The 26,374-nt window shown below is 57.8% G+C and carries 28 protein-coding genes and 1 tRNA gene; 10 read left to right on the forward strand and 19 right to left on the reverse strand.

Annotation, left to right across the window (positions count from 1 at the left end; genetic code table 11):
• The first annotated feature begins 112 nt into the window (after positions 1-112).
• The 3 genes from ACQZ6J_RS04675 to ACQZ6J_RS04685 are packed head-to-tail and all read left to right on the forward strand — an operon-like array spanning position 113 to position 3,134.
• Positions 113-1,666 (forward strand): hypothetical protein, encoded by a 1,554-nt coding sequence (locus ACQZ6J_RS04675; protein WP_449082291.1) that lies wholly within the window; start codon positions 113-115, stop codon positions 1,664-1,666.
• Between the two features lie 24 nt (positions 1,667-1,690).
• Positions 1,691-2,380: a hypothetical protein gene (locus ACQZ6J_RS04680; protein ID WP_449082293.1), complete on the forward strand. Its 690-nt coding sequence runs from the start codon at positions 1,691-1,693 to the stop codon at positions 2,378-2,380.
• 22 nt (positions 2,381-2,402) lie between these two features.
• On the forward strand, positions 2,403-3,134 hold the full coding sequence (locus ACQZ6J_RS04685; RefSeq protein WP_449082295.1) for a hypothetical protein: 732 nt from the start codon (positions 2,403-2,405) through the stop codon (positions 3,132-3,134).
• Positions 3,135-3,985: 851 nt separating this feature from the next.
• On the opposite strand, the gene ACQZ6J_RS04690 is transcribed toward ACQZ6J_RS04685, so the two are convergent.
• A complete protein-coding gene (locus ACQZ6J_RS04690; RefSeq protein ID WP_449082297.1) occupies positions 3,986-4,204 on the reverse strand; it encodes a hypothetical protein in 219 nt (72 codons plus the stop codon).
• Between the two features lie 115 nt (positions 4,205-4,319).
• Between ACQZ6J_RS04690 and ACQZ6J_RS04695 the strand changes: the two genes are divergently transcribed.
• Entirely contained in the window at positions 4,320-4,571 is a 252-nt protein-coding gene (locus ACQZ6J_RS04695; RefSeq protein ID WP_449082299.1) for a hypothetical protein, read from the forward strand.
• Between the two features lie 276 nt (positions 4,572-4,847).
• Here ACQZ6J_RS04695 and ACQZ6J_RS04700 read toward each other — a convergent pair whose 3' ends face one another.
• On the reverse strand, positions 4,848-5,357 hold the full coding sequence (locus ACQZ6J_RS04700; protein WP_449082774.1) for a phospholipase D-like domain-containing protein: 510 nt from the start codon (positions 5,355-5,357) through the stop codon (positions 4,848-4,850).
• Between the two features lie 155 nt (positions 5,358-5,512).
• The gene (locus tag ACQZ6J_RS04705; protein ID WP_449082301.1) at positions 5,513-6,079 is read right to left on the reverse strand and encodes a hypothetical protein; all 567 of its coding nucleotides are present in this window, start codon (positions 6,077-6,079) and stop codon (positions 5,513-5,515) included.
• Between the two features lie 205 nt (positions 6,080-6,284).
• On the opposite strand from ACQZ6J_RS04705, the gene ACQZ6J_RS04710 reads away from it, so the two are divergent.
• Entirely contained in the window at positions 6,285-6,500 is a 216-nt protein-coding gene (locus ACQZ6J_RS04710; RefSeq protein WP_449082303.1) for a hypothetical protein, read from the forward strand.
• On the forward strand, positions 6,493-6,660 hold the full coding sequence (locus tag ACQZ6J_RS04715; RefSeq protein ID WP_449082305.1) for a hypothetical protein: 168 nt from the start codon (positions 6,493-6,495) through the stop codon (positions 6,658-6,660). The genes ACQZ6J_RS04710 and ACQZ6J_RS04715 overlap by 8 nt, the downstream gene beginning before the upstream one ends.
• 333 nt (positions 6,661-6,993) lie before the next feature.
• On the opposite strand, the gene ACQZ6J_RS04720 is transcribed toward ACQZ6J_RS04715, so the two are convergent.
• The 4 genes from ACQZ6J_RS04720 to ACQZ6J_RS04735 form a co-directional block, all read right to left on the reverse strand.
• Positions 6,994-7,959, reverse strand: a complete 966-nt coding sequence (locus tag ACQZ6J_RS04720; RefSeq protein ID WP_449082307.1) for a hypothetical protein — start codon at positions 7,957-7,959, stop codon at positions 6,994-6,996.
• A gap of 1,151 nt (positions 7,960-9,110) precedes the next feature.
• Positions 9,111-9,650: a hypothetical protein gene (locus tag ACQZ6J_RS04725; RefSeq protein ID WP_449082309.1), complete on the reverse strand. Its 540-nt coding sequence runs from the start codon at positions 9,648-9,650 to the stop codon at positions 9,111-9,113.
• 20 nt (positions 9,651-9,670) lie between these two features.
• Positions 9,671-10,048, reverse strand: coding sequence for a ParA family protein (locus ACQZ6J_RS04730; protein WP_449082311.1), 378 nt, complete (start codon positions 10,046-10,048; stop codon positions 9,671-9,673).
• A 539-nt stretch (positions 10,049-10,587) separates the two neighbouring features.
• Positions 10,588-10,920, reverse strand: coding sequence for a DUF1515 family protein (locus tag ACQZ6J_RS04735; RefSeq protein WP_449082313.1), 333 nt, complete (start codon positions 10,918-10,920; stop codon positions 10,588-10,590).
• A gap of 232 nt (positions 10,921-11,152) precedes the next feature.
• On the opposite strand from ACQZ6J_RS04735, the gene ACQZ6J_RS04740 reads away from it, so the two are divergent.
• Positions 11,153-11,389 carry a hypothetical protein gene (locus ACQZ6J_RS04740; protein WP_449082315.1) on the forward strand — a complete coding sequence of 79 codons (237 nt, stop codon included), beginning with the start codon at positions 11,153-11,155 and terminating at the stop codon, positions 11,387-11,389.
• Positions 11,390-12,137: 748 nt separating this feature from the next.
• Entirely contained in the window at positions 12,138-12,389 is a 252-nt protein-coding gene (locus tag ACQZ6J_RS04745; RefSeq protein ID WP_163986558.1) for a DUF982 domain-containing protein, read from the forward strand.
• Between the two features lie 124 nt (positions 12,390-12,513).
• On the opposite strand, the gene ACQZ6J_RS04750 is transcribed toward ACQZ6J_RS04745, so the two are convergent.
• From ACQZ6J_RS04750 to ACQZ6J_RS04790, 9 genes are all read right to left on the reverse strand, one after another.
• Positions 12,514-12,759 carry a hypothetical protein gene (locus ACQZ6J_RS04750; protein ID WP_449082317.1) on the reverse strand — a complete coding sequence of 82 codons (246 nt, stop codon included), beginning with the start codon at positions 12,757-12,759 and terminating at the stop codon, positions 12,514-12,516.
• A 690-nt stretch (positions 12,760-13,449) separates the two neighbouring features.
• Positions 13,450-13,526: transfer RNA gene (locus tag ACQZ6J_RS04755), tRNA-Met, on the reverse strand.
• A gap of 162 nt (positions 13,527-13,688) precedes the next feature.
• A complete protein-coding gene (gene mnmA, locus ACQZ6J_RS04760) occupies positions 13,689-14,888 on the reverse strand; it encodes a tRNA 2-thiouridine(34) synthase MnmA (RefSeq protein WP_163986563.1) in 1,200 nt (399 codons plus the stop codon).
• A 276-nt stretch (positions 14,889-15,164) separates the two neighbouring features.
• The gene (locus ACQZ6J_RS04765; protein WP_163986565.1) at positions 15,165-15,818 is read right to left on the reverse strand and encodes a CDP-alcohol phosphatidyltransferase family protein; all 654 of its coding nucleotides are present in this window, start codon (positions 15,816-15,818) and stop codon (positions 15,165-15,167) included.
• The gene (locus ACQZ6J_RS04770; protein WP_449082319.1) at positions 15,808-16,236 is read right to left on the reverse strand and encodes a hypothetical protein; all 429 of its coding nucleotides are present in this window, start codon (positions 16,234-16,236) and stop codon (positions 15,808-15,810) included. The genes ACQZ6J_RS04765 and ACQZ6J_RS04770 overlap by 11 nt, the downstream gene beginning before the upstream one ends.
• Positions 16,224-17,171, reverse strand: a complete 948-nt coding sequence (locus ACQZ6J_RS04775; RefSeq protein WP_449082321.1) for a phosphatidate cytidylyltransferase — start codon at positions 17,169-17,171, stop codon at positions 16,224-16,226. The genes ACQZ6J_RS04770 and ACQZ6J_RS04775 overlap by 13 nt, the downstream gene beginning before the upstream one ends.
• A complete protein-coding gene (locus tag ACQZ6J_RS04780) occupies positions 17,168-17,821 on the reverse strand; it encodes a lysophospholipid acyltransferase family protein (protein ID WP_163986570.1) in 654 nt (217 codons plus the stop codon). Before ACQZ6J_RS04780 ends, ACQZ6J_RS04775 begins: the two co-directional genes overlap by 4 nt.
• 207 nt (positions 17,822-18,028) lie before the next feature.
• A complete protein-coding gene (gene serA / locus ACQZ6J_RS04785; protein ID WP_163986572.1) occupies positions 18,029-19,624 on the reverse strand; it encodes a phosphoglycerate dehydrogenase in 1,596 nt (531 codons plus the stop codon).
• Positions 19,625-19,766: 142 nt separating this feature from the next.
• Positions 19,767-20,945, reverse strand: a complete 1,179-nt coding sequence (locus tag ACQZ6J_RS04790) for a phosphoserine transaminase (protein ID WP_449082323.1) — start codon at positions 20,943-20,945, stop codon at positions 19,767-19,769.
• A 265-nt stretch (positions 20,946-21,210) separates the two neighbouring features.
• Here ACQZ6J_RS04790 and ACQZ6J_RS04795 point away from each other — a divergent pair, with 265 nt between their 5' ends.
• The gene (locus ACQZ6J_RS04795; protein WP_163986576.1) at positions 21,211-21,996 is read left to right on the forward strand and encodes a glycosyltransferase family 25 protein; all 786 of its coding nucleotides are present in this window, start codon (positions 21,211-21,213) and stop codon (positions 21,994-21,996) included.
• A 9-nt stretch (positions 21,997-22,005) separates the two neighbouring features.
• Here ACQZ6J_RS04795 and ACQZ6J_RS04800 read toward each other — a convergent pair whose 3' ends face one another.
• Both ACQZ6J_RS04800 and ACQZ6J_RS04805 read right to left on the reverse strand, forming a co-directional pair.
• The gene (locus ACQZ6J_RS04800) at positions 22,006-22,836 is read right to left on the reverse strand and encodes an outer membrane protein (RefSeq protein ID WP_449082326.1); all 831 of its coding nucleotides are present in this window, start codon (positions 22,834-22,836) and stop codon (positions 22,006-22,008) included.
• A gap of 244 nt (positions 22,837-23,080) precedes the next feature.
• Complete coding sequence (locus tag ACQZ6J_RS04805; RefSeq protein WP_163986579.1) at positions 23,081-23,929, reverse strand: outer membrane protein; 849 nt, start codon at positions 23,927-23,929, stop codon at positions 23,081-23,083.
• A 365-nt stretch (positions 23,930-24,294) separates the two neighbouring features.
• On the opposite strand from ACQZ6J_RS04805, the gene ACQZ6J_RS04810 reads away from it, so the two are divergent.
• Complete coding sequence (locus tag ACQZ6J_RS04810; protein WP_449082328.1) at positions 24,295-24,804, forward strand: SH3 domain-containing protein; 510 nt, start codon at positions 24,295-24,297, stop codon at positions 24,802-24,804.
• An 85-nt stretch (positions 24,805-24,889) separates the two neighbouring features.
• On the opposite strand, the gene glmM is transcribed toward ACQZ6J_RS04810, so the two are convergent.
• Entirely contained in the window at positions 24,890-26,242 is a 1,353-nt protein-coding gene (gene glmM, locus ACQZ6J_RS04815) for a phosphoglucosamine mutase (RefSeq protein ID WP_163986581.1), read from the reverse strand.
• Positions 26,243-26,374 lie beyond the last annotated feature (132 nt).

Below are 26,374 nucleotides of genomic sequence, written 5' to 3' on the forward strand. Positions count from 1 at the left end.
TCCCGACGCCGGACTGTGTCTGCCGCCTGCGTAATTTCCGGACACGGGCCGGAAGTCATTCCCATGAGGCTCGGGACTCAGGCACGAGCGAGGCGACGCTGGAGAACAAGACGTGAATACAGCTCCGAACTCCAACCAGTTCTCCCAGTATCTCATCGGCGCGCCGAATGCCCAACCCGGACCGGCTGCAGCTCTTCCGGCATCGCCTGAAGTGCGCGACGAGCGTGCCCTGCCATCCGTCAGGACGTTCGATGTCTTCGACACGCTGATTGCGCGGCGCTGTGTCGAACCTGCCAAGGTGTTCGAGATCGTCGGGAAGCGGGCGGATCTGCCTGGGTTCGCGGCCGCGCGCAAGCAGGCTGAAGCGAAGATCGCGAAGCATCCCTACAATTTCGACATGATCTACGACGAGCTGGCGGCGGCGCTGCAGCTCGATCCGATCCAGGCCGCCGCGCTCAAGGCGCTGGAGATCGACGTCGAGCTGGAGCAGGTCATCCCGATCGCGGAAAACATGGCCCTGGTGCGCCATGGCGACGTGCTGATCTCCGATATGTATCTCGGCCATGACATGATCCGGAAGCTGCTCGACAAGGCCGGGCTCGACAAGAAGGTAAGCCTGATCGTCACCTCCGACGGCAAGCGGTCCGGTGCCATCTGGCCGCTGGTACAGGCAAATCTTTCGATCGAGGAACATCTCGGCGACAACCTTCATTCCGATGTCGAGATGCCCGGCCGCTACGATATTGCCAACCGCCATACGGGCATCTTCGGCCTCAATCCCGTCGAGGACGTTCTGACCCAGATCGGCCTGCGGCAGCTTGCCGAGCTCTGCCGCGAAACCCGCCTTTCGACCTGGTCGGCCAATCCCCAGAGCCGAACCGTGCAGGTCGTCCAGGCGAGCCTCAACTTTCCGATCATGCTGCTGGGAAGCGTCGCTCTGGCAAGGCTCGCCGCTCGGCTCGGAAAGCGCTCGATCCTCTTTTCCAGCCGCGACTGCGATTCCTGGATGCCGCTGTTCGACAAGGTGGCCCAGCGGATCGGCTTCACCTGCCGGTCGACCTATTTCTACACCAGCCGCCTTGCCAAGATGCAGCCGTCGCCGAGCTATACGCGCTACGCCAGACAGTTGATTTCGGATGATGCGCTGATTGTCGATCTCTGCGGCACCGGCTGGTCGCTCGCCAATTTCGCGGCCACCATCGGCCTCAGGAACGTCCCGGTCTTCTTCGTGCACAAGCTGCCGGCGGCGGCGGCCTACGAGACAATGGCCGCAACGCCGCAGACCTGCCAGTTCCATAGCCTCGTCCCAGCAGGGCAGGCAGTGGTGCAGAACACCATGCTGGAAATGTGCAACTATGCCACGCACGGCATGGTCGAAGATGTGCGCCTGATCCAGGATTTCGCCATTCCGGTCTTCGCGGAGGACAACCGCTCGCCCGAGACGCTTGCGATCGTGGAGGCGCAGCAGGACTGCTTCCGAGCCGGCCTGCGGCTCATGGAGAACTACGATCTCCACGAGGTCTTCGCCCTGGACGACGCATCGCTCGTCGCGGTGACGACGGCACTCTACGAAATGCTGTCGCAGCAGATGGAATTGCGCTCGATTTACGGCAGCAGCCACACGGCGGAAGAAAGCAGCGTTCGCCGGGCGCTCGGCTGCGCCTGACCACTATCGTTTGGAAGGAATTTCATGCCTGAACTCGTAGAGCTTGCCGATTACTACAAGACCGACAAGGGAACGCAGATCGGTCACGCCCACAACTATGCGAGCCTGTACTCGTTCCTCTTCGAGCAATTCCGCGACCAGGCGTTTTCCATGCTCGAAATCGGCCTGGAACGGGGCGGCGTGGAAGCGGGAGCCTCCGTCGATCGCGTCGGCAGCGACGTGCCGTCGATCCGCATGTGGCTCAACTACTTCCCCCGCGCAAAGCTCTACGGCTTCGACCTCTCCGATTTCTCGCACATACGGCTGGACCGTTTCGAGTTTCACCGCGGCGATCTCGGCAGCATTGAGGACCTCGACCGCCTGAATGCCGCCCTGCCCCCTCTGAAGCTGCTCATCGACGACGGCTCGCACGCCTCGTTCCACCAGCAGCTCGCCTTCCTCAAGCTTTTCGACAAGGTCGAGCCGGGCGGCTTCTACCTCATCGAGGATTTCCACTGGCAGCCGCCGTTCGAGAGCGCCTTGCCGCCCTGCAAGAAGAGCGCGGACGTCTTCGAAACCTTCCTGAAGACCGGCAAGCTCGACATCCCCTTCGCCCATCCGGATTATCTCAGCGCGGTCGCCTCGCAGATCCAGAACGTCTATGTCCACCGCAACAACCGCGGCGGCATCAACGACTGGCAATTCAAGATGGTCGCGCTGCAGAAGCGGCTTTGAGCGCAGGACGAAAGGCGACGACATGTCCTACAGCATCGTGACGGGATGGTACGCAGACAACAGGGCCCGCGACTACAAGGCCTATGGCGACGATTTCGTCCGCTCGGCGGAATGCTTCGATATCTGGTATCATTGCATTCGCGCCTTCACCTCGCCGAGCAATATCCTGGTCATCGATTCGGCCTCTCCCTTGCGCCCCCGAATGCCGGAGGATCCCCGCATCAGCTGGGTCAATCTGAAGCGCAATTACGGACATGCGGTTCAGGGCCACAGCGCGCTGTGCGGCTGGTCGCGCGCACTTCTGCTCGGCTTGAGCTATGGCTTTGCCAATGGCGACCTCTATACCGTGCTTGTCGAGCAGGGCACACTGTTCTACGGCAAGGACATCATCGAACGCCAGATCGCGGCCCATCCCGACGCGGACATCATCGCGCCGAACGGCGCGGGAACCCCGCAACCCTTGCAGACCGGCATTTTGATCTTCCGCAGCGCAATGATCCCGAAATTCGTCGAGAACTACACGCGCGTTGCCGCATCCGACGATGCGCTAAGCCCGGAAAAGAAAGTCGCGCTTGCAGGAAACGGCATGAAGATCGCCTTTTCCGACCTCCCCTTCGGCCGCCGCCGCCCCATCGACGTCTCCGCCGATCACTTCTTCCTGCGCCATTGCAACCTCGCCGAACTGCACGCCTTCACCACACGCCTCGGCTTCGGAAAAGAACTCCTGCCGCCTCTCCAACGCCAGTTCGCCTGATCGACCCCAGTTCGCCTGATCGCGGTTTTTCTACTTGTTTTTGGGGAGGAATGGCAGCGGAGTTCCGTTCTGGTCACGACAGCCGACAGCAGGAACGGGCCGAGATCAGCCTGGGAACAGGGCGAATTCCGCTGGGGGTGAGCGATAGCTAAGTATCTGAAAATAAAGATATCCTGCTAATCGAACGATGAACAAGCCGATACGAATAGTCAGAAGAAGCTCAATTGATTTCGCATGCTGCCTTTGGATTACTCATCGCTCCAACGGGCCTCAAGATAGCCGCCTAGCGCCACAACCGCGCGATTGATGGCTTTGAAGTTCGGATATTTCGACCTGTGACCCCGGGTCTGAAAGTATCGCCCGGTTCCACTCTCCTCATCAAGATCACGCATTATCCAGCCAATCTCGTAGCACCGAATCCGAGCTTGATCGTTGGCCGCAATACCAGTGATCTTATAGGGCTTCTTTTTTCTCCTATACCCATAATATCGGGCAACCGCCTGGATATTCACCCAATCGATGTTTGGAAATGCAGCACAAATGTCTTCCCGCGTACCTTCTGGATACATCCTTCGAAGCTTCTGCCTCTCCATAGGTCCCCATCGCTGATATCGCTTTCCGAGACCCAATTTACGGCAACGAGCCTGAATAGCCCTGTGAGTCCTATGGGGAAGAAGCTTCCTAAGGGCAAATTGATCGAAATAAAGCAGCCTGCAAAAGTCGTCTTCGATCGGGGTCCAAAGTTTATTTCCGTTGGGCGTAAACCCCGATCTTTCCAGTCTCGCGCGCATCCGTTGAGCAGTTGCTGCGTTCTTCGCAAAGTACGCTAGAGACAATCTTGCTCGCTCCGGTTAAGTCTTCTTCACCTTCATCGTGCGATAGGAATTAAAAGTGCCGGCTTTGTCGGTGAAAGCTTCCACAACCGCGTTCGGGAGCATGCCCAACTCCCTAAGCTTGTAGGCAAGTTCAGCAAAATCAAGCTTCAGCCTTTCGACCTCGCCAACCATCACTTCCTTGATTCTTGCTTCCAACTCAGCTTTCTGCCGCAAAAGATCATCGAGTTCCGACATTCGCTCTTCCTTTGAAAGGTGCTAGCTTTAGCCCAGGAATGGGTACGGAAGTTTTAAGGCGACGCGGCGGAATCTGTCCAATCGGGACAACGTTTAGGCTTTCGGATGTTCTAAGATGGATAGATCACTGCTCGATTGTGGGCCAGACGGCGGAGAAGAGGCATGTCCTACACTGGTATATGGAAGCTATGCAAAAGGCGATTTATCTGCCGAGGGCTCAGAGCACCATGAAAGTTACGAGGACGCTTTAGATGCTGTAACGAAGATCGTTACGGTCGGGAAAATAGCGCGCTTCTTGGTGCCTGCAACGGCATCTCAGGAGCAATCAGAGACGTTTAACAAACTTGGACCTGTTCAGCGCATTTGAATTCGCAGCTACGAGATCGAACACGACAATCATCCGAGCCGCCTTCCGCCAAGCCGATATCGAGCGCATCACTCGAGCGGCAAATGTAAGTGGCACTCCGTCAGCCGCGGCGGTGGAAGTAAAACATCAGGCCCAAAAGCAAAATTGTAGGAATTCCGACGATGCTGGAAAAGGCCGCATATGCCCAGAGATCCTGTGCCTCTCCGATGCATTGAGTAAAAGGACAGACAACCTGCGCGGTAACAACCAGCGCCAGAAAGGCGACTGCAAGCAAAATTAGAATTGCCAGGATTGTGAAGGCCAACGCGAAAGCAAGAAAGCGATTGATAAACGCAATTGCCGCCAGCATTCCTTGACCTTTTCGGCTGAACCTTCTGGTTGTTTTACACGAGTCCAGTTGCCTAGGCCATGTCCATCAAAAGTTCTCGACACCTTCAGTCGGCCGTCCCAGTTCGCCGAGTATTCGCGAGCCAATTCTCGGCTCTCAGTGAAGGTGATGTTCTCAGCATTCCGCTTCTGCGCCGAGGTGGTGTAGTTGTACGACCCGCCGATAGTCAGATGCCCGTCGATCACTATAACCTTGTTGTGAGCTATCGCCTGTTCGAAATCGATCCAGACCGGGATGCCGGCGGCGTCCAGTAGCGTGGCGCCGGAATATTTCCGCTCGTTCACCTTGTCGAGGATCGCCAAGACTTCGACGCCCTCGCCTGCAGCCCACTGCAACGCATGGATAATCGGGAGCGACGTGAAGCCGTAAGCCTGGACGCAACTAGAAGATTTGGCGATCTATCGCATCGACTATCCCGCTCTCACATTGTTCTGCCAGTGTGAAGCAGACGGAGATTTCGTCCGTGAGGGGCTGCCCAGCACGGGTCGTATTGAAGACCGCAAGTGTGGGTGTCGTGACCAAGAAAATGAGGATCAAGCTGCCAGAAGTCTCATCATCTCACCCGATGAAACGCCGTTACATAGGCGCCGAGGCTCGTACCTCTGCCCTCAACGACAATTTGAGTGCCCGGTGCGAGCGTCAGCCTGAAGTCATCCGAAACTCGGCATAGGCTCTTAAAAAAAAGCGGCAGCCCCTGAAGGTCCACCGGTGAACGGCATCCCTTATGATCCTTCCCATTAGCTTCCGCCACCTTGTACATGAGCTCGACGTGGTGACCGGCGACTGCAGCCGCAACCATGGGGGCGCTGACAAGGATCGACACGCTCCCCAGAAGGTAGCCTAAAAACGGCGCCATCAATACAGCACCGATCTTTTTCAATTCTCCTTCAACAGTATGCAAACCCTTGATTACAGCGACAATGGACAACAATGCGGTGACAAGACCCACCACCATGCGGACGGAGCTCGTCGCATCCGCCCAATACGTGGATGGGACGTAGCCGTATCCAAACGTTGTTGAAAAGACAGACAAGAATGCAAGGAAAAACAACGCGAAGGGCAAGGTCGCCGCGACCCTGCCAGCCCAAAGGACCGCTTTCACTTTCATTGAGTCACGCATTTAGATCGGTTTGCCTGGATTTTCTTAAGCTATCTTTCTCACGTCCTCAGTTGCATTAGCAAGAGCTCTATCTCGCCAGTTCTCTTAGGCTTGACTCTTCTCCAAGAAGAGAACATTTCGGGAACAAAATGACTTAACGGGCCTCAGTTTTCCAGAATTTTTATCATTAGGACCGCCCTTGACCGGCGGAGCGGAGACGTGCGCCATGCAATCGGCCAATTACAAAATCACGCCCCTCGATGCGGAGGCTTTTAGGGATCTCGTCGCATTCCTTGGCGAGGATGTTTTTGACCAGCGTCGAGGAGATGGTGCATTCGCCAAGTCAGACGGTTTTCAGCGGCACATCAGTGAGGCCAGAAGCGTGTTGAAAGGGATCGGCGCCTACGAAGGCTCAAGCCTGGAGGAGATCAACCATGGGTGACGTGATCTATCTGAAAGATGATCCTGACGAGTGCGGCGGCGAGCCGAAGTCGAAAGCTACCGCCATGACTATCAGCGACAGCGATGCAATCGCTCTCCATGAATCCATGCAGCATGTCAGCATTCGGTGTTACGACGAGCATTCAAAGATCGTGGGCTGATGAAGTCGGCAGCCCTGCGGAAGCATCTCTGTACGTCGGGCCGCAAAGCAGTTTCGGTGCGAGCAATGCGACAGGAAGGATTACCTGACAGCCAACGTAGTCAATTCTTCCTCAAAGGAACTCGACGGCATGAGCGTACGCCGGCTGGCTCAAATCAGGATTATTCACAAGCCGGTGTGGAAAAACGTGAAGCTCTAGCTATAAGCGGAGATGTGCTATCGAGCGCAACCATATTGACACCGCGGTTGTGGAAACAAATTCGTAAAACTACCTGTCAACCTAGCTCGGCGTCATTTTCTAACAGTTCTCTGCCTCTTTCCATCAGGTGCGGTGCTATTGTTTCACTGACGGCGTCATAAGATCGAACATCCATTTTCCGGACAAATCCGGCTCCGCCGCCGGTTGTCCGTTGCCGTGCACCACTAGTGGAGTAGTTGGCGGTGCGGCTTTGCAGGTTTTGATCGCCTGCCCGACAGGGCAGTCGCCAGCAGCAACGAGATCGTATGCCGAGTCTGGATCGGTCAACAATCCGATCTTCATAGCTTCGTCCACCGAGATCATTCTAAGTTTATCAGGCGGCGCGCTCATCATCATGTCTACGATCGATGGATCGACACCCATCCTCTTGAAGTAATCAAGAAATTTACTGCGAGTTGCTTCTGACAAATCGGGGGTTCGTCGCTCGCTCAAGGTCTTGCTGTTGATGACGTAGCGATCGACGACATGCCGTTTTCCGTGGATGGTTTTGTATATAAACTCATCTTGGTTCCACGTTTCATCTTGCACCAGTACGGTCTGGTGGACGCCGAGATACCCGAATGGACTGAGCATCCGTCGCACGCCACCTGCCAATATGAATGGGCATGCCGAATAGCAAACACCTTGCGTCGGATCGACCCTGCCCTCCCATTCTGATGTCCTCGCAGATATCGAATTGCATTTCGCCTTTAGGTCAGAGCAATGCCAAGTATGACCAACCGCCACAGACAGGCGAGCCGCCCTTATCATCTCTCCCATTTTAAGTGCCGCTGTGACACTTCCACCCGGAGAATCGAGAACTATAGGCAGCTTTCGATTCCCCAAGCTGTCTAAGACAATCCGAAGATCGGAAGCGGAATCTTTGCCGATCCAACCCTCAACCGAAATCCAGTCAGCCGCACCATGCATAACGATAATACGCGTCGGTGGCTCTTCAGCTTCGGCAGCACTTCCAACGAAACAGCCCAAAAAGGCCGTGATGGCGAGCGCTCTCAGCAAACTGTTTGCTGTTCTGACGCAAATAGACCTAATGACAGACATCGCCAGCGCTCCACAACCGCAGCAATCAATGCACGGCACGAGCGCTCAATCAAGAGAGACTTACTTAAGGTGAGGCCGATGCAGTTCGAAGTATGACCCGCGGCAAACGCCCCCCCACAGAGGCTGTAATACCAACCCTAATTGATCGAAATTCATGCTCCCCTTGCCATCGACCTGTGAACATGAGCCTCCATAGGTTGGTCACGCAGTTTTCACCAGGCATCGCGGCAGTGATCAACGATCTCCTCGTTTGGTCCGCCTGCAGCCGGGTTAATCTGCACTAGGGGTTGCAGAACATATTAATATCGAACGACTCGACTTTTACGATATTTCAGTAAAATACGACATGCATCGGAGGGAGCAATGTCGAAAAGAATAGTACAGATCGCAATTCTATTTCTGTCTATTGCAATTGCGATGGTTCCCACATTGGTCGATGCACGAAATACGCTGTGTTCTGGGAAGAAGGGTGGGATCGCCTCCTGCACATCGGACGGAAAATTTCTCTACAGGGATGGGTCCATCAGCCGGTCAAAGATAGAATGCACGAGATAATGGCAGCGTCTTTGCTGCAGCTCCGGAGCTTATCAAGGAGCATAGGATCTGCCCTTCTTAACTCGTATGCGATATGAACGATCCAGAGCTTAGATTGCATTGGGTGATGAATCGGGCCAAGCGGGAAGGCACGGAATGAAAGCAAGAATATATCTTCTTGTTTATAGAATAATTATAACATCTTCATTGGTATCATTTTGTATTTTCTACGAGAATTCCGATAAAGTCATGATGATTTGGTTCACACTTATACTTCCCGGAATATTTTCTCGATATATATTGTCGTTTATTCGAAACAAAGAATATAAGCCACAACCAGATTTCCGCTTCACCTGGGTATTCGAAGTATCCAGATACATCTGGAACGGTTTTCATGGATTTCACAAACAGGATAGTGATCTTGCTCGCACATGCCACTCGACTGAGAGGATGCGGACGATCCAGTTAACTCGCATGAAGAAGCCGCGCCCGATGGAGCATTTAAGGCCGCACGCCTATTGAAACAATGCCAATGACGCCGAAAGTCGGGGAAGTATCACAACAATCGTCTACGCAAACCGGCCGCATAAGCGCGCGCGGCCGGTTTGGTTGCGATTTCATAGAATATCCGTCAGATACTCAAGTTCCCTCTTATATTTTACCTGCGACTTATTCACCTGGAGGCGCTTGCCGTCGATCGTTTTGAAACTACCTACCTGCAACATTGGGATGGGAATGCATTCTGCACCACTGATGCGTCCGGCCGACATAAAGTCGTCCGTAATAGCAAATGCATCCGCCGGGTCTTGGTGCTGGAATAAATCTGGGTATGCCGCGGCAACCTTATAGGCGCGCTCCACGTACATACGAGATGCCAGATCTTTGACGCCTTTTTTCGGACTGCGAGCACCAACCATGGTCATTACTATGGCTGCAACTTTTGGGGAAGATAAGCCGCCAGCGCGCATCGCCCACGTATTGAAGTCGCTTTGAGGGTCATGAAGCATTTTCAGTGTCAGATCCAATGAATCAATCGAATGTTCATCTAAACGGACAGGAATTATCAACGCATCCGAACGGCACCATGCCAAATGTGTCGCGCCGGCATAGAATGGGCTGCAATCAATTAGGCATTGCGAGCAGTTCTTATCGCCCATCTCATCTTCAATTATTTCCTTCAGACTGAGCAGAATATTCTTAACGGCGTTCTTGTTGCTGGCAGCACAATTGCCTGCTGAAGTTGCTGGTAAAGTGAGGAAGGAAAAGAAAACAAATCTCCGTCACCTGGGATAAAGTAGCTTTTTTTGCCGCCTTTAAAGTTGTCGTTCAAACTGCTTAGCCGATAAGAAATATCATCTGGATCGACGCCGAATGCGGGACCGAGCACTCGCGGGCGAAGCGCTTCTGCAATGGTTACAGCGGCCTTTTGTCCTTGCATGATTGATTCGGTTAGATTTCTCTGTGGGCAAACATCCAAGACCGAAGTATTGGCCTGCCTTGAAAACATATATGCAAGATTGAAAGAAATCGTAGATTTTCCAATCCCGGCCCGCAAATTGGAAACGGCGTAAATCTTCGATTTAAAAACGCCTAGAGGGCTCCAGCCTTTCTTCCAGCGACTTTTCGTGGTTCTGGATTATTCTATCTAAACCTGCGACCGTTGTTATCTCCACTTTAAGTTTCCATGTACAGGAGATATCACAATGCGCAGGTCGTGCAAATATGCGCAGGTCATATGCATAATTGCAGGCGATTATAATCTGCGCAGGTCGTCAGCATCGCCGCAGGTCTTTTTTTCGCAGGTCATTCCCATAGACGCATGGAGGGCGCTATCGGCGCACATCTCCTCCCGACATTCGCAAGCCGTCATGCCCCCATAGCCCGCTACTGGCAGACCTTTCGTGTCGTACCGAAATGGCCCGATCCCACCTAGGCACTGCACGAGGAATTGCTTCAATATCCTCTGGCTCGTTCGAACTCCACACGGGCGTTGTTTCTCCAACTGCCCCGCCGATTTGTTCGGGCTTTTTCGTTCTATTTCTCTCTGTCCTTCTCCTGTTTCCAAATACTCCCTTCCAGGCAAGACTGCAGTCGCTATTTCCCAATGAGTAGCAGCCCCATTCGCTTCAGTGCGTCGGCAATGGATACCCCGAACGCCATACCGGCAATCCCGGTCATGCCGAGTGCACCAAGCCCCATGAGCTTCCAGCGCCTCACGTCGTCGGTGACCCGTTTCATTTCGGCGATATCTTCCTGCACTTGATGCACATTGCCTTCGACCTTGCCAACTCGATCGACCATTTCGTCCATCCGGCGATGGACCTTTGACCGGCTTTCTTCGGACTTGTCGTCTGATCGTCGGATCATATCCTCGAAGCGGCGGTTGATGGTGATGCCGATTTCGTAGGTTACGGGGATGCCTGTCATGTTTCTGCCCGCTATCCGGCCGACTAAAATTGCGTTAATTGGCGCTCAAAGTCCGGCCACTCTCATGCCGTACATCTTTCAGAACTGACATGGGTTAACCATTGCTAAATTTGGAGCTCTCTATAGAGATAACAAACTTGCATGAAGTAACTCTCCTGATATACATCCACAATAGGCTGAAAGACTTCAGTGACCCGCTGTGACAGTTCTCAATCAGATGAGGCGTATATTCGTGATTGAATCTGATTTTTCAAAATATAGCTTAATGGAACTCAACGAAATCATTGCGAAAGCTATCGACGCCAGGCGAATAGTTGTTGACCGCAGACGCGCTGAGTTGCTCGCAGAGCTGCAGGTCCTTGAGGCATTGGAAGAAGGTCAAAATTCGCTACTGGCTGGCCAACTTGGCGCCGACTACGAAGGCAGGAAAGCCTGGGAGCGGCAGCACGGCAAATTCTACTACGAATGAAGGCCATGCTCTTGTCGCCGGGGATAAGTCGAAAAGCCCGCTCCCTTCGAGAAGAAAAGCCCGACCAGCAGTTATGCGGATCGGGCTGCCAATTGCTGCCGGGCTACCCTCCCGGCTCGGCCGCTAGGCCTCCGCGGTGACACGCTGAACTGCGAGCAAGCGCCGAGGTTACATACTTGCAACCTTGCAGCGATGTAACCACCTGATGATGATGGGATATCTTCCGTCGCCGAGGGGCTGGGAATGCTAAAGGCTTTGAACATCGTTCTTCGGTGTGTTTGGGCAGTCGCGATAACCGCGATCGCCGTAGGATTCGGTGCGGCATGGGGCTGGCATAAGCATGGCCTGGTTGCGGCGATCGCGCTTGGATTTGTTGGTCTCGTGGTCAGCGCGCCATTTGCATATTCACCCAGAGGGTTCATTGAAGTGCTGACGACAATACTAATGATGTAATTAGAAATCAGGTGCTCTAGTTGTTGAGCTGTGAGGACGAATTAGGACCGGGAAGCCATGCCGTAGCATAGGCGGATAGATGTCACTCCTTCCCGATCTCTTTGCCGCGGACAATCTCTGCGGCGGCGATTTTCTCTAGGGATATTGCATAGATAACCAGTGCGTTAGATCATATGCGCGCGGCTTCCCGTAAAACACTCCACCGAACACTGGTGCTGATCGAAACCGCCTCGCCAGACGACATGAATTGGCGTACGAGCCCAAAGATGAGCACCCACAAATTCGAGGATCTGCCGTGACGCATAGAAAATGGAGCAAGGCGGTTACAATCGCTCTTGAGAGCCCCGACGAATGGGTTGTCATCGACACGACCCAAGCTGCGAGCTGGGCACTCATCGAAGATTGGCCGCTTGAGGAAGCCACGGCGCTGGACCGAGCTTTGTCGATATGCGCTGATGTGATCAGCGGCAAGCGAACACCTGAGGACGCCCGTCTGGCGTTTATCGATGCCGTCAAAGAAGCCAAAATACCGATGAAGGAGGAGTGAGGTCACATCGCCCCATGATCCGATGGTATTCCGCCTCGAGATCCTCGTTGACAGGATCCGCTGGGCCGGCGCCCAAGCTTAGCCTTCATCCTCCTGAATCGCTCCTCAATCGGGCTACGATCGCTTATTCGGCCATCCTGATAGCTATCGCGATATCCAACGGAGTCTGGGCCGACCAATTATCGCCATAAGTTGCGCCGAGCGCTGCGCTTCCCCGTTCCGCATTCGTCGCGCATCTCTCCCGTTCGGCCAGGACGTGCTTCATGATTTCATCGGTAATGGCAAAGACCGTTCCGTGATCAGCCGGAATGCCAAGCCTATCGCACAAGCTCTTCGCTGCCTCTGCAATATTTTCTGCTGTCTCGGTCATATGCGCTCCTTATTTGACGACGGTTATCCTTTAACTTCGCTCCCGTGATGCTTTCTCGGCAAGATATGCAGCGGGATCGATACCCTTGATTTCGGACGCTACACCAAGCGTCCCAAGCTTGTAATCACGATACGCCCAATTCCCGGTTGGGGCGAATTTCACGACAGCGGCACTCCGAACCCGACTTGCGTCTTCGAAGACCTGACATTCATCTGGCGTTCCTGTCTTGCGGCCCGTACAGCCCGCCGCTTTTCCTTTCGGCGCTATTTTTTGGCTTTATGGTCAGGTTTGCCCCACGGTACCTTTTTTGCTCTTCAGCCGATCGGGGATTGCATTCTACTGGTCAAGGCGATCAAGGGCCTTTCAGGCGGTGGCTTGGTATCGAAAGGGCCATCGATCACCTCCCCAAACGGATTGGCGATGATCGATCGCGCACATTTGATTTTCCGTTTGATTAAGTTCAAAGAGAGATGCAACCCTTGGCTATCGCCGCCACCTCGCGGTGGCGTGCGCAAGCCGATAGCACCAGTGACGGCTGCCATTTAGATTTTGAGCGACGTAAAGGGGGCCTTGAAGCCCTTTTAAGCAAACCAAAAATTCCGGGAAGTCGCGTCCGGCTGCAATACAACGGAAAAACTGGGAATCATCCGCAGGAATCGGGGTAAGTCTTTGATTTACTTATAGATTTTTTGGTAGCGGAGGAGGGATTTGAACCCCCGACACAAGGATTATGATTCCTCTGCTCTGACCTACTGAGCTACTCCGCCACGCTACGTCTGATGATGAACATCACACGCAAAGGTCAAACGAACCGTCGCTCGAAAGCGTTAGCTCGTCGGTTGAGCGGCTTATAAGGTGCGGTTCGGCTTGGTGTCAAGCGGATGATTTGGAAAAATCAGTGCTTTCTTTCAAGCAGGCGCATCCGGCCTTCAGGCCGCCACCGGGCTTGCCAGCAGCGCCTTGAGCGAGGCCTCCGCCACGGGCTCGCGTTCCGAGCGCTCGATGAAGCCGCCGCCGTAGACGCGGGCGTCGTCGCCCGGTGCGGAATAGAGCGCGCAGGCCTGGCCCGGGGCCACGCCGGCCTCGCCGATCGTCAGGTCGACATAGATGCCGCTGGCGTCCGCATGCAGCACGGCCGGCGCCGGAGCGCGGGTGGAGCGGACCTTGGCGAAGCAGGCAAAGCCTTCGCCGGACGCCGCCTGCAAGAGCGGCTCGTCGCCCAGCCAGTTGACATCGCGCAGATAGACGCGGTGCGTTTCCAGCGCCTCCTTCGGGCCGACGATGACGCGGCGCGAGCGGGCGTCGAGATAGACGACATAGAGCGGCTCGCCGGTGGCGATGCCGATGCCGCGACGCTGGCCGATGGTGTAGTGCAGGATGCCTTCGTGATGGCCGAGCACGCGGCCGTCGAGATGGACGATCTCGCCGGCGAGCGCCGCATTCGGCTTCAGCTTGGCGATCACGTCGGAATATTTGCCCTGCGGCACGAAACAGATGTCCTGGCTATCGGCCTTCTTGGCGACGACGAGGCCCATTTCCTCGGCAAGCGCGCGTGTCTCTGCCTTCGGCATGCCGCCGAGCGGAAAGCGCAGATAGTCGATCTGCTCCTGCGTGGTGGCAAAGAGGAAATAGCTCTGGTCGCGGTCGGCATCCGCCGGGCGGTAAAGTGCGCGGCGATGCGGGTGTTCCGGCGATGGATTCGGGCGCGAGCGGATATAGTGGCCGGTCGCCAGCGCATCGGCGCCGAGTTCCTTGGCCGTTAACAGAAGGTCGGCGAACTTGACGGTCTGGTTGCAGGCAACGCAGGGGATCGGCGTTTCGCCGGCGACATAGCTCTCGGCAAAGGGATTGATCACCGTCTCGCGGAAGCGCTTTTCGTAGTCGAGCACGTAATGCGGGATGCCGAGCGTTTCGCAGACGCGGCGCGCATCGTCGATATCCTGGCCGGCGCAACAGGAGCCGGCGCGATGAACGGCAGCGCCATGGTCATAGAGCTGCAGCGTGATGCCGAGCACGTCATAGCCCTGCCGCTTCAGAATGCCGGCGACGACGGAGCTGTCGACGCCGCCCGACATGGCGACGACGACGCGGGTATCTTCCGGCCTCTTGTCAAAATCCAGTGTATTCACGGTCGTTGCCGCCAGTCTTGAACGATCTTCGATGCTGCCGAGAACGGGATGGCTTTTCTTCGAAACGCCGTCACGATCTTGTTATTTAATATCGCATGATCTGATCCAAAACCGCTGCGCACTTTTCGGGATCATGCTTCTGACCGCCGGATGCCATGCAAAAGCGGCGAATTTCCATCATGCGGGGCTTTTGGCCGCTCTTTAGCGGCTCGCCTCAATTGTGGACGGATATAGAAAGGATTGCCATCCCATGCAAGGGGTGCGCGAAATCGCGAATCACCCCTTTGCCTTCAAATGCCGAATCAGATTGAAGCTGCGCCGCAATACGGTCACTGCCGATCCTAAGACGACGATCCAGAGCGCGATCGTCAAAACCCAGCTGCCGCCGTTCCATAGCGCCTCGATAATCGAGAGCAAAGCCGCAGCCGTCGCGACCGCCATGCGGTGCTGCTTGGCCATCGGTCCGCCGAAATCGCTGGGGTTGCCGGTGGCGCGTCCGAGTTCCCGCACATAGGCCGTCAGCACCGCGAAGGCGCCGGCCGCCCAGCCAAGCCCCGGCATTGCGATGCCATAGCCGATACCCGCAAAGATCAGGATATCGGCAACCCGATCCGGAAACTCGTTCCAGAACGGCCCGTCGGCCTCGCCCTTCCCGCCCTCGACCGCCACCATGCCGTCAAGCAGGTTGCAGAGCAGGCGCAACTGGCAGAACAGAGCCGCAAGAATCAGCAAGGTTACGCGCGTCCCGACGCTGCCGGCGGCACCGGAGAGCCCGAAGGAGGCCCCCGCCAGTGCCGCCATGACCATGCTTGCCTGCGAGATCCGGTTCGGCGTCACCGAAAGCGCGGTCATGCGCCGTGCCAGAGACTGAGCCCATCGCGTGTTCCGGCTGGCCAGCGGCCGCCTGTCGCCTGTCCCCTCACCTGTCATGGTTCTCACCGCTCATGCCTCGATGCCTCCCGCCTGATATCGAATAATTGTGGATGGCCGCATAGCTGGAGGAGACCAGCAGCGGCACGGCAATGGTCTTCAGGATCTCCGGCGTGCCGCTGAGCGCATGGATGGCAATCAGAATGGTTGCCGAACCCAGGCAAGCGATCAGCGGCGGCGCCCAGAGGACCGTAAAGCCGCTGAATCGCCTCGACAAAGCCTCGACCACAGACTTCAGAAACAGCGTCAGGCAGCCCGAAAGCACGCCTTGCACGATGCCTGATATCAGCGGGCGCGGCATCGGATACAGACGATTGGCGAAAACGGCCCAGCCGCCCATCGCCAGGAAAGCAAACAGGACGTGCACGATGCTGCTGCCGGCAAAAGCCTTGAGCCTGCCGCCGGTCAAACCGACCACCAGAAGCGCACCAGATGAAAGAAGATCGGCGCGGAAAAGACGACCGAATCCAGCCGGTCGATCAACCCGCCATGCCCCTCGATGAGATGGCCCCAATCCTTGACGCCGCGATCCCGTTTGATCGCCGACATCACCAGGCCGCCGAAGAAGCCCATGATCGTAATGACGAAAGCCAGCAGCCCGGCCTGCAGAGGCGTGAACGGCGTCACCCACCACAGAGCCGCCCCGATCAGCGACGCGCTGATGACGCCGCCGACAAACCCCTCCACCGTCTTCGATGGCGACAGCCGCGGCGCGATCTTCGTTTTCCCGAAAAGCTTGCCCCAGACATATTGCAGCACATCGCTGAGCTGGACGACGATCACCAGGAAGGCGATCAGCAGCACGTTGCGGCCCTCATAGCCGGGAATGTGCAGCGTCAGCAGCGCCGGCACATGCGAGGCGCAGAAGACGCAGATCATCAGCGCCCATTGCACCTCGGCGATGCGCACCAGAAACCGCTCGGTATCGCCGCGCAGCACGGCGATGATCGGCATGAAGAGGAAGGCGTAGACGGGGATGAAAATCGAGTAGATGCCGTATTGCTCGGCCCAGAGCAGGTAATATTGCACCGGCAGGGCCACAAAGAAGGCGGCGGCAAGCGCCCAGTGATCAGCCCGCTTCGTGTTGATCAGCGTCACGAACTCGCGGAGCGCCGCAAAGGAGCAGAAGGCAAAGAGCAGGATGACGCCGGCGCGGCCCGCCACGAAGGCGATGCCGATCAGCACCACCATCACCCACCAGGCCTTGATGCGCGCATTCAGGTTTTCGATCGCGGCATTCGATCCGTCGGGCGACAGGCGCTTTTCCAGCACGTAGCCGATGATGGAGGCGACGATCAGGACGCCGAAAATGCCAAGGACGAGATGGATCAGATCCGCGCTTGCCGCACTCATGCGCGCTCTCCCGCCCGCTTGGGCGCAAGCGCCAGCAGGGCGGCTTCCGCCCTCGCCAGGAAATCCGCTTTCTCCTCGGTTGCGCCGATATGCAGCGCCTCGCCGAAGGTGACGGTGCAGATCAGCGGAATGGGCACGAACTCGCCCTTCGGCATGACGCGATTGAGGTTGTCGATCCAGACCGGAACGAGGTCGATATCGGGGCGGGCCTGGGCAAGATGGAAGAGCCCGCTCTTGAAGGGCTGCAGCGGCTCCTCGGTCAGGTTGCGGGTGCCTTCCGGAAACAGGATCAGGGAAGAGCCGGCATCGAGCGCCTGCGTCATCTGCGTGACCGGATCCTCCTTGCGCGCCTCGCGATCCCGCTCGATCAGCACGGCGTTGAAGACATCCCGGCCGATGAAGCTGTTCAGCGGCGATTTCAGCCAATAGTCGGCGCCGGCCACCGGCCGGACGCGCCGGCGTAGCCGTGGCGGCAGAACAGTCCAGATCAGGATGAAATCGCCATGGCTGGAATGGTTAGCGAAATAGACGCAACGGCGGGTGCGCATGCCGCTCTCGGGCCAGATCGCCCGAACGGCGGTAATGGCCCGCGCAAACAATACGATCGCCACGGAAACGGGTTTGGCCAGCCATTCGATCGGCGTACCCATCCCTTCACCGAGAATGTTCTTCCGCAGTGCCTCCATGACACAAGAGATAGGCGGGTTTGCCCGGCCTCGATAGTCCGTGACCCGACCTTATCCACAACCCAAGCAATCATGAAGAAAGCCCGGCGCAACTCATGTCGCGCCGGGCTTCCGGATTGGCTCTTGGGAGGAGCGAACTGCGTGGCTGCCACCCTTCGAAAGCGGGCAGGCTCAGTCGACGTTGAACACCAGGGGCTTTGCCTGACGAATGGCCTGATGCGCCGTCAGCTTGGCAAGCACATCGTCGCTGATCGGGCCGTCGACGTAGAGCAATGCGATGGCATCGCCGCCCTGCTTGTCGCGGCCAAGCTGGAAGTTGGCGATGTTGACGCCGGCAGAGCCGAGCGCCGTGCCGATGAAGCCGATCATGCCGGGAACGTCGGTGTTGGCGATGTAGACCATGTGGTTGCCGACATCGGCATCGAGGTTGATGCCCTTGATCTGGATGAAGCGCGGCTTGCCGTCCGAGAAGACGGTGCCGGCGACCGAGCGCGTCATGCTGTCGGTGGTGACCGTCAGCTTGATGTAGCCGTCATAGACGCCGGTCTTGTCGCGCTTGACTTCGGCAAGCACGACGCCCTTTTCCTTGATCATGATCGGCGCCGAAACCATGTTGACGTCGGCAACCTGATTGCGGATCAGGCCGGCGAGCAATGCGCTCGTCAAAGCCTTCGTGTTCATGTTCGCGGTGACGCCGTCGTAAAGGATCTCGATTTCCTTGATCGGATCTTCCGTGACCTGGCCGACGAAAGCGCCGAGAACATCGGCAAGCTTGATGAACGGCTTCAGGATCGGCGCTTCCTCGGCGGTGATCGAGGGCATGTTGATGGCGTTCGAAACCGCGCCCTTGACGAGGTAGTCCGCCATCTGCTCGGCGACCTGCAGAGCAACGTTTTCCTGAGCTTCCGTCGTGGAGGCGCCGAGATGCGGCGTGCAGACGACGTTCGGCAGGCCGAACAGCGGGCTTTCCTTGGCGGGCTCGACCTCGAACACGTCGAAGGCCGCACCGGCGACATGGCCGGACTTGATGGCGGCGGCGAGAGCTGCCTCATCGACCAGACCGCCACGGGCGCAATTGATGATGCGAACACCTTCCTTCATCTTGGCGAGCGCGGTGGCGTCGATGATGTTGCGGGTCTTGTCGGTCAGCGGCACATGCAGCGTGATGAAGTCGGCGCGGGCGAAAAGCTCGTCGAGCTCTACCTTGGTGACGCCCATCTCCTCGGCGCGCTCCTTCGACAGGAACGGGTCATAGGCAAGAACGTGCATCTTCAGGCCGAGGGCGCGGGCAATGACGATGGAGCCGATATTGCCGGCGCCGATGATGCCGAGCGTCTTGCCGGTGATTTCGACACCCATGAACTTCGACTTTTCCCACTTACCGGCCTGCGTCGAGGCGTCGGCAGCCGGAAGCTGGCGGGCAACGGCGAACATCAGCGCGATGGCGTGCTCGGCCGTGGTGATCGAGTTGCCGAACGGCGTATTCATGACGATGATACCGCGGCGCGAGGCGGCCGGAATATCGACATTGTCGACACCGATGCCGGCGCGGCCGACGACCTTGAGGTTCTTGGCCGCTTCGATGATCTTTTCCGTCACCTTGGTGGCGGAGCGGATGGCAAGGCCATCATATCTGCCGATGATTTCGAACAGCTTGTCCTTGTCCTTGCCAAGCTGCGGCTGGAAATCGACTTCGACGCCGCGATCGCGAAAGATCTGGACGGCGGTTTCCGACAGTTCGTCGGATACGAGAACGCGAGGTGCCATTGAGGCCTCCTGAAAAAGGTCAGCTGAGACGAGCAATCCCGGGAAAGGTGCGAAGCGGCTTTCCGTCTGGAATTGCGTGAAAATAAAGACGTTCCGAATGCTGGGCTCCGCCTTCCGGGCGGAGCCGTGAACGCTCAAAGCCTCAGGCAGCAGCCTGGGAGAGCGTCGCCTTCTGCGTTTCGAAAGCCCAGGCGAGCCAGGGCATCAGCTTCTGCATATCGGCAGCTTCGATCGTCGCACCAGCCCATATGCGCAGGCCCGACGGTGCGTCGCGGTAGTGGCCGACGTCGAAAGCAACGGCTTCCTTTTCCAGGAGTGCCACCAGGCCCTTGGCGAAGTTCGCCTGGCCATCGGCATCGAGAGCAACGACATCCTTGTCGACGATCTTCAGGCAGACGGAGGTATTGGATTCCGTCTCGGCCTTGACGGCGAGATTGGCGATCCAGTCGTTTGCGGCAACGAAGTCGTGGATGACCTTGGCGTTGGCGTCGGCACGGCCGATCAGCGCCTTCAGGCCGCCGAGATCCTTGGCCCAGAGAAGCGCATCGATATAATCTTCGACGCAGAGCATTGACGGCGTGTTGATCGTCTCGCCGGTGAAGATACCTTCGATCAGCTTGCCGCCGCTCGTCATGCGGAAGATCTTCGGCAGCGGCCAGGCCGGCTGATAGGTCGTCAGGCGCTCGACGGCGCGCGGCGAAAGGATGATGATGCCATGCGCACCCTCGCCGCCCAGAACCTTCTGCCAGGAGAAGGTAACGACGTCGAGCTTGGCAAAGTCGAGGTTCTGCGCGAAGGCGGCCGAGGTGGCGTCGCAGATCGTCAGACCCTTGCGGTCGGCCGGAATGAAATCGGCGTTCGGAACGCGCACGCCGGACGTGGTGCCGTTCCAGGTGAAGACCACGTCACGATCGAAATCGATCGTGGAAAGATCGGGCAGCTCGCCGTAGCCGGCTTCGAGCTTGCGAACGTCCTTGAGCTTCAGCTGCTTGACGACGTCGATTACCCAGCCGGCGCCGAAGCTTTCCCAGGCGACCATATCGACGCCGCGTTCGCCGAGCAGCGACCACAGCGCCATTTCGACGGCGCCGGTGTCAGAAGCCGGAACGATGCCGATGCGGTAGTCCGCCGGTACTTCCAGAATTTCGCGGGTAAGATCAATGGCCTGCTTGAGCTTGGCTTTGCCGACCTTCGCGCGGTGCGAACGGCCAAGAGCCGCGTCGGAAAGAGCGTCGAGCGTCCAACCGGGGCGCTTCGAGCAGGGGCCAGAAGAGAAATGGGTATTGTTCGGACGGATGTCCGGCTTGGCGAGCTTAGTCATAATGCTATCCTCTCAGATAGAAAGCCCTTCGTTGGGGAAGGGTGTCCCGCCGCCGGATATATTGAAAGCCGCTCGCAAGCGCAATAGTAAAAATTACGGATGGCGCTCCATCACGAAGTCGTGCAAGAAATTTGACGGTACGCAAGTTACGCGCAATCAAATTAAGCTAAATTTAGTCTCCCAAAAGCTGGTTTTTGTGCAACCGCACAATCATATAAAGTTGGACGCTCGCTGGTCGCGCCGACGAAAATAACAAGTGTGCTCGATGTCCTTAACCGCACTCGCCGAAAGCCCGTTCACCCCTGCGCAGGCCTTGCCTGTCTATCTGATCAATATCGATAGAGCGACGGAAAGGCTCGCGGAAATCCGGCGGCAGGGCGAGGAGTTCGGCTTTCGATTCGAACGCATCCACGGCCTCGACGGCACCCTCGTTCCGCGCGACCAATGGATCGACGTCGATCACGAGCGCTTTCAGCGCAGACATGGCCGAACCATCCTGCCCGGTGAATATGGTTGCTACCGCAGCCACCTCATGGCGCTGCGCCGGTTTCTGGCGAGCGGCGACGAGATGGCCGTGATTATCGAGGACGATGTCGCGCTGGATGCCGATTTCCTCGCAAGAGCCATGGCCGCAAAGGAAGCCGCGCCCACGGCCGACCTCGTCAAGCTCGTCAATCACCGCTGGGGCGGCTTCCGCGCCGTGAGCCGCAGCAGCAGGGGAGATATCGTCGGCCGCAGCCTGTTCGGCCCGCAGGGCTCGACGGCCTGCTATCTCGTCACCCGCAGCGGCGCCGGAAAGATCGTGCAATCGCTGGCGGTCATGTCGCTGCCATGGGACGTGGCCGTGGAACGGGGCTGGGACATGCGGGTGTCCATCTTCAGCACGCGCACGAATATCGCCGGTTTCAGCCGGCTGCAGAAAAACACCATGATCGGCTGGCGCCGCGACTATCGCGCCGCCAAATCCTCTCCCTGGCGGCGCATACCGGCGCATCTCTTCCGGACTTTGGATTTCTTCCGCCGCCTCGCCTACGTCGTAACGACGCCGTAGGCGTTGGAACTACCAGGTCGTGATCCGGAGGCCGATCCGGATTTCGTGACGCGAGAGCGCGCCGTCGCGTCCCATGGTGCCGCCAGCACCCGCAGCCGAATCGGCGGCGGAGTAGCCGAACATGTCACCGCCCGCCGTGTGGGAGAAACGATAGCCAAGATCGACCTTGACGTTCGGCGCGACCTCGTAGGCCACGCCGGCCATCAGGGCATAGGTCATGCGCCAGTCGCTCTCGCCCGGATAGCGCGTGCTGACCGAAGCTGCGCCGGCGCAGCCCGAGATGCCATCCACGCAGGAACCTGTGGCATTGACGCTGCTCCAGGAGACGCGCGTCGCGCCGAGGCCGGCACCGACATAAGGCGTGAAGCCGGCAAGCGTGCCGAGATCGACATAGCCGTTGACCATCAGGCTATCGGCCCTGAAGGAGGAATGCGCCTTCGTGGAGCAACCGGTTCCGCCCGCTCCGCCGGAACAAGACGAATCGCTCGAGATGCGGCCGTTGAAGTCGCCGCTGAAAAAGTCGCCGGTGACATCGGCGCGAAACAGATCGTTGAACTGGTAGCCGACGCCCAGGCCGCCGGAAAAGTCGCCGCCGAAGCGGTCGGAATCGAAGTGACCGGAGCTGTAGTCGCCGCCGGCGGGATCATAGGCGCGGAATGTCGTATCGTTGCGGCTGGCATTGACGGCATATCCGACATCACCGCGCACATACCACCCCTTCGCATCCTTGACGCTGACTTCGGGCATCTTGATTTCCGGAGGAGCATCGCCCGCCAAGGCAACACCCGCCGATGCGCCTGCCATCGCTGCGGCCAGCGCCAAAGCGTCAAAACGGATCATTACCCCTCGCCTTCCATCCTCGGGCGAACGCCCGCGCGTCGAACCGGCTGGCCTGCCCCTACCGTACGAGACGTCTCAAAGGAGCGCTCTCTGCTGAAAGCCGCCATTCTCATTTCATTAACCATAGGGAATTCATGGTTAATGAAGCTTTAAAGCTGCGAGGAATTGCTTAACGGGAGGGATAAAAAGTAAAAGCCGCCCGGAGGAAACCGGGCGGCTTTTCAATGGCTTGTTCGAAATGCGCTTACTTGTAGACCGGCTGGACCGGGATATCGGCCGGCGGCATGTAGCTTGCGGTCTGGCAGCCGCCGAACGTGTAGCGAGCACCGATGCGGGCTTCGTGCAGGTTCAGGCCCTTGTCATAGCCGGGGCCGCCATTCTCGGCGTAGCCGAACATGTCGCCGCCCTCGACGTGACGATAGCGATAGCCGACGTCAGCCTTGAGATTGCAAGTCAGGTCGATGGACGTACCGGCCATCAGCGCATAGGTGAAGCGCCAGCTGCCGCGGCCATTGTGCGAAACCGTGCCATCGCACGAGTCCGGATTGGCGTCCGAGCAGGAGGTATTCTTCAGCTTGTCCCATTTGACGTATGTGCCACCGAGACCGCCACCGACATAAGGCGTGAAGATGCCGTAGGTGCCGAGATCGACATAGGCGTTGGCCAGCAGGCTGTAGGCCGTCAGGGACGTAAGGTCACGCGAGGTCGCCGCAGTCGGGGTAAAGCCCGGGCCGCAGGCGCCGCAATCGCCCTTCGTCGAGCCCTTGAAATCGGACTTGAAGAGATAGTCGAACGTCAAGTCCGTGCGCAGGTAGTTGTTGATCTGATAACCGACACCACCGCCGAGCGTGACGTTGTCGTCAAGCGTTGCGCGATCGAAATCGACCAGGCTCGAGTTGGAGCCCTGGAAGTAGTTGGCACCGCGCAGGTTCGTGAAGGTGTAGCCGACATCGCCGCGCAGATACCAGCCGCTGGACTGGGCGACAGCCACCTCCGGCGTCGGCTGTGCTGGCTCCGGTGTATAAAGGTCGGCGGAAAAGGCCGACGTGCCGACAAGCAAGGTGGCGAGTGCCCCGATCAGGGATTTCATCATGGCTTTGGCTCCAAATTTCTTGCCTGTGGCACAGCAGATGCTTGCCAATGGAAAAGACATGGCAGCGATAATGCTGAAAAGGAGTTAAAACCTGATTAACTACGAATATTTACCCTGTTTATTCAGAGGCTATACTTCGTTTTGAATATTAGGCATCCGTGATTTTATAATAAAGAGAACAGGATGCGGTCGTTCGCCTCTCTCCGGTCCTTCCGGAGACACGGCCCGCAGGTATCGCCGACGATCGGATATCTAAACCAATTGGCAAGATTCGCGCCTTTAGAGTGCCGTGGTCGGGAAGCCAACTCAGGAGGAACTCTTTGACTTGCCATCGAAGAATGTGGGCCTGCCTGGCGCTTGTCGGTATGGTCCTGAACTCCGCCGTTCCGGCCGGCGCGATGCCGATAAAGCCCGTCACGGCGACGGTGTGGAACAAGGGCCGCGAAACGGGGCTGCCGATCCCGCGCTACGTCTCGCTCAGGGCACAGAAGGCACGCATACGCGTGGGGCCATCGACGATCTATGCCACAAAATGGATCTATATGAAGCCCGGCCTTCCCTTGGAGATCATCGACGAATACGGCCATTGGCGGCAGGTCCGCGACGATACCGGAGTGACCGGCTGGATGCACAGCGCCCTGCTCTCCGGGGTCCGCACGGCCGTCATCGCACCCTGGCTGACGAAGAATGCCATGCTGCGCGCCGATGCCAATCCGGCTGCAAGGGCGATCGTGGAGCTGCAGCCACGCGTGCTCGTTTCACTGCAGTCCTGCACGGGAACATGGTGCCGCGTTTCGGTAAGGGAGCATTCGGCGCGAGGCTATGTCAGGCAGGACAAGCTCTGGGGCGCCTATCCCGGAGAAATGTTCCAGTAAGCCGAACGCATCGGGGCAATCTGAAACGATATGGCCACCTCGATAAGGCGGCCATGAAAAAAACTGTCTGCCAATCCTCGGCCGTTCAGGCCGCCGAACGGACGCTCGAGATCACATCGATCAATCCGCCGACGATGCGCTCGATCTGGCCGCGATCGTCGCCTTCCGCCATGACGCGGATCAGGGGTTCCGTGCCGGACGGGCGGATCACCAGGCGACCGTTGCGGGCAAGCTCGCTTTCCGCATCGGCGATCGCCTGACGCACCTGGATATCCTCCAGCGGCTTGCCGCCGGAAATGCGGACATTGCGCAAAAGCTGGGGCACCGGCTCGAAACGGCGGCAGACCTCGCTGACCGGCCGGCCCGTACGCTTTACAGCGGCAAGGATCTGCAGCGCGGCCACAAGGCCGTCGCCCGTCGTGCCGTAGTCGGACAGGACGATATGACCGGACTGCTCGCCGCCGATATTGTAATTGTGCTGGCGCATGTGCTCGACGACATAGCGGTCGCCGACGGCCGTGCGGGCAAGCGACATGCCGCGATCTTCCAGGAAGCGCTCCAGGCCGAGATTGGACATGACCGTCGCCACGATGCCGTTGCCGCGCAACGCCTGGCTCTCGGCCCAGCTTTCCGCGATGACCGCCATCAGCTGGTCGCCGTCGATGATCGTGCCGGTCTCGTCGACGATGATGACGCGGTCGGCGTCGCCATCGAGCGCGATGCCGATATCGGCGCGCACCTCATCGACCTTCTTCTGCAGCGCCACCGGGCTGGTCGAACCGCAGTTGAGATTGATGTTCGTGCCGTTCGGCTCGTTGCCGATGGTCACCACCTCCGCGCCGAGCTCCCAGAGGACGGCCGGAGCAACCTTGTAGGCAGCGCCGTTTGCGCAATCGATGGCGATCCGCAGCCCCTGCAATGTGACGTCACGTGGCAATGTGCGCTTGGCATGTTCGATATAGCGGTCGTGCACGCCGTCGACACGCTTGGCCCGACCGATATTTTCCGACTTGGCAAGATGCTCGGACATGTCCCTGTCGAGCATGTCCTCGATCTTCATTTCCAGATCGTCGGACAGCTTGTAGCCATCCGGGCCGAAAAGCTTGATGCCGTTGTCTTCATAGGGATTGTGCGACGCGGAGATCATGACGCCGATATCGGCGCGCAGCGAGCGCGTCAGCATGGCGACGGCCGGCGTCGGAATAGGGCCGAGAACGAAGGCGTCGACACCGGCGGCGGTAAAGCCGGCCACGATCGCGTTTTCCAGCATATAGCCGGAAAGGCGGGTGTCCTTGCCGATCACGACGCGGTGGCGGTGACTGCCTCGATGGAAGATCGTGCCGGCAGCGATACCCACGCGCATGGCAAGATCCGGCGTCATCGGATAGATATTCGATTGACCGCGAATCCCGTCCGTTCCGAAATAGCGACGTTTCATAAGCACTCCTGTCGTTGCTGCATCCTTGCGGAACATGCAGCGGCATCGAGATCGCCGCTCTCAATCCGGAGACGCTACGAGCATCGATGCTTGTGGCTCATGCCACAGATTGTAAAACTCGGCACTTAAATT

Source organism: Rhizobium sp. A37_96 (genome assembly GCF_053521765.1).

Excerpts from the sequence above, each read along its gene's own strand:
- ACQZ6J_RS04810 (WP_449082328.1), top strand. The coding sequence starts at position 24,295 with ATGGTCCTGAACTCCGCCGTTCCGGCCGGCGCGATGCCGATAAAGCCC.
- glmM (WP_163986581.1), bottom strand. The coding sequence starts at position 26,242 with ATGAAACGTCGCTATTTCGGAACGGACGGGATTCGCGGTCAATCGAAT.
- serA (WP_163986572.1), bottom strand. The coding sequence starts at position 19,624 with ATGGCACCTCGCGTTCTCGTATCCGACGAACTGTCGGAAACCGCCGTC.
- ACQZ6J_RS04695 (WP_449082299.1), top strand. The coding sequence starts at position 4,320 with ATGGATAGATCACTGCTCGATTGTGGGCCAGACGGCGGAGAAGAGGCA.
- ACQZ6J_RS04720 (WP_449082307.1), bottom strand. The coding sequence starts at position 7,959 with ATGTCTGTCATTAGGTCTATTTGCGTCAGAACAGCAAACAGTTTGCTG.
- ACQZ6J_RS04685 (WP_449082295.1), top strand. The coding sequence starts at position 2,403 with ATGTCCTACAGCATCGTGACGGGATGGTACGCAGACAACAGGGCCCGC.
- ACQZ6J_RS04765 (WP_163986565.1), bottom strand. The coding sequence starts at position 15,818 with ATGACAGGTGAGGGGACAGGCGACAGGCGGCCGCTGGCCAGCCGGAAC.
- ACQZ6J_RS04710 (WP_449082303.1), top strand. The coding sequence starts at position 6,285 with ATGCAATCGGCCAATTACAAAATCACGCCCCTCGATGCGGAGGCTTTT.
- ACQZ6J_RS04790 (WP_449082323.1), bottom strand. The coding sequence starts at position 20,945 with ATGACTAAGCTCGCCAAGCCGGACATCCGTCCGAACAATACCCATTTC.
- ACQZ6J_RS04735 (WP_449082313.1), bottom strand. The coding sequence starts at position 10,920 with ATGACAGGCATCCCCGTAACCTACGAAATCGGCATCACCATCAACCGC.
- ACQZ6J_RS04780 (WP_163986570.1), bottom strand. The coding sequence starts at position 17,821 with ATGGGTACGCCGATCGAATGGCTGGCCAAACCCGTTTCCGTGGCGATC.
- ACQZ6J_RS04680 (WP_449082293.1), top strand. The coding sequence starts at position 1,691 with ATGCCTGAACTCGTAGAGCTTGCCGATTACTACAAGACCGACAAGGGA.
- ACQZ6J_RS04795 (WP_163986576.1), top strand. The coding sequence starts at position 21,211 with ATGTCCTTAACCGCACTCGCCGAAAGCCCGTTCACCCCTGCGCAGGCC.
- ACQZ6J_RS04715 (WP_449082305.1), top strand. The coding sequence starts at position 6,493 with ATGGGTGACGTGATCTATCTGAAAGATGATCCTGACGAGTGCGGCGGC.
- ACQZ6J_RS04690 (WP_449082297.1), bottom strand. The coding sequence starts at position 4,204 with ATGTCGGAACTCGATGATCTTTTGCGGCAGAAAGCTGAGTTGGAAGCA.
- ACQZ6J_RS04800 (WP_449082326.1), bottom strand. The coding sequence starts at position 22,836 with ATGATCCGTTTTGACGCTTTGGCGCTGGCCGCAGCGATGGCAGGCGCA.
- ACQZ6J_RS04775 (WP_449082321.1), bottom strand. The coding sequence starts at position 17,171 with ATGAGTGCGGCAAGCGCGGATCTGATCCATCTCGTCCTTGGCATTTTC.
- ACQZ6J_RS04750 (WP_449082317.1), bottom strand. The coding sequence starts at position 12,759 with ATGACCGAGACAGCAGAAAATATTGCAGAGGCAGCGAAGAGCTTGTGC.
- ACQZ6J_RS04725 (WP_449082309.1), bottom strand. The coding sequence starts at position 9,650 with ATGGGCGATAAGAACTGCTCGCAATGCCTAATTGATTGCAGCCCATTC.
- ACQZ6J_RS04705 (WP_449082301.1), bottom strand. The coding sequence starts at position 6,079 with ATGCGTGACTCAATGAAAGTGAAAGCGGTCCTTTGGGCTGGCAGGGTC.
- ACQZ6J_RS04805 (WP_163986579.1), bottom strand. The coding sequence starts at position 23,929 with ATGATGAAATCCCTGATCGGGGCACTCGCCACCTTGCTTGTCGGCACG.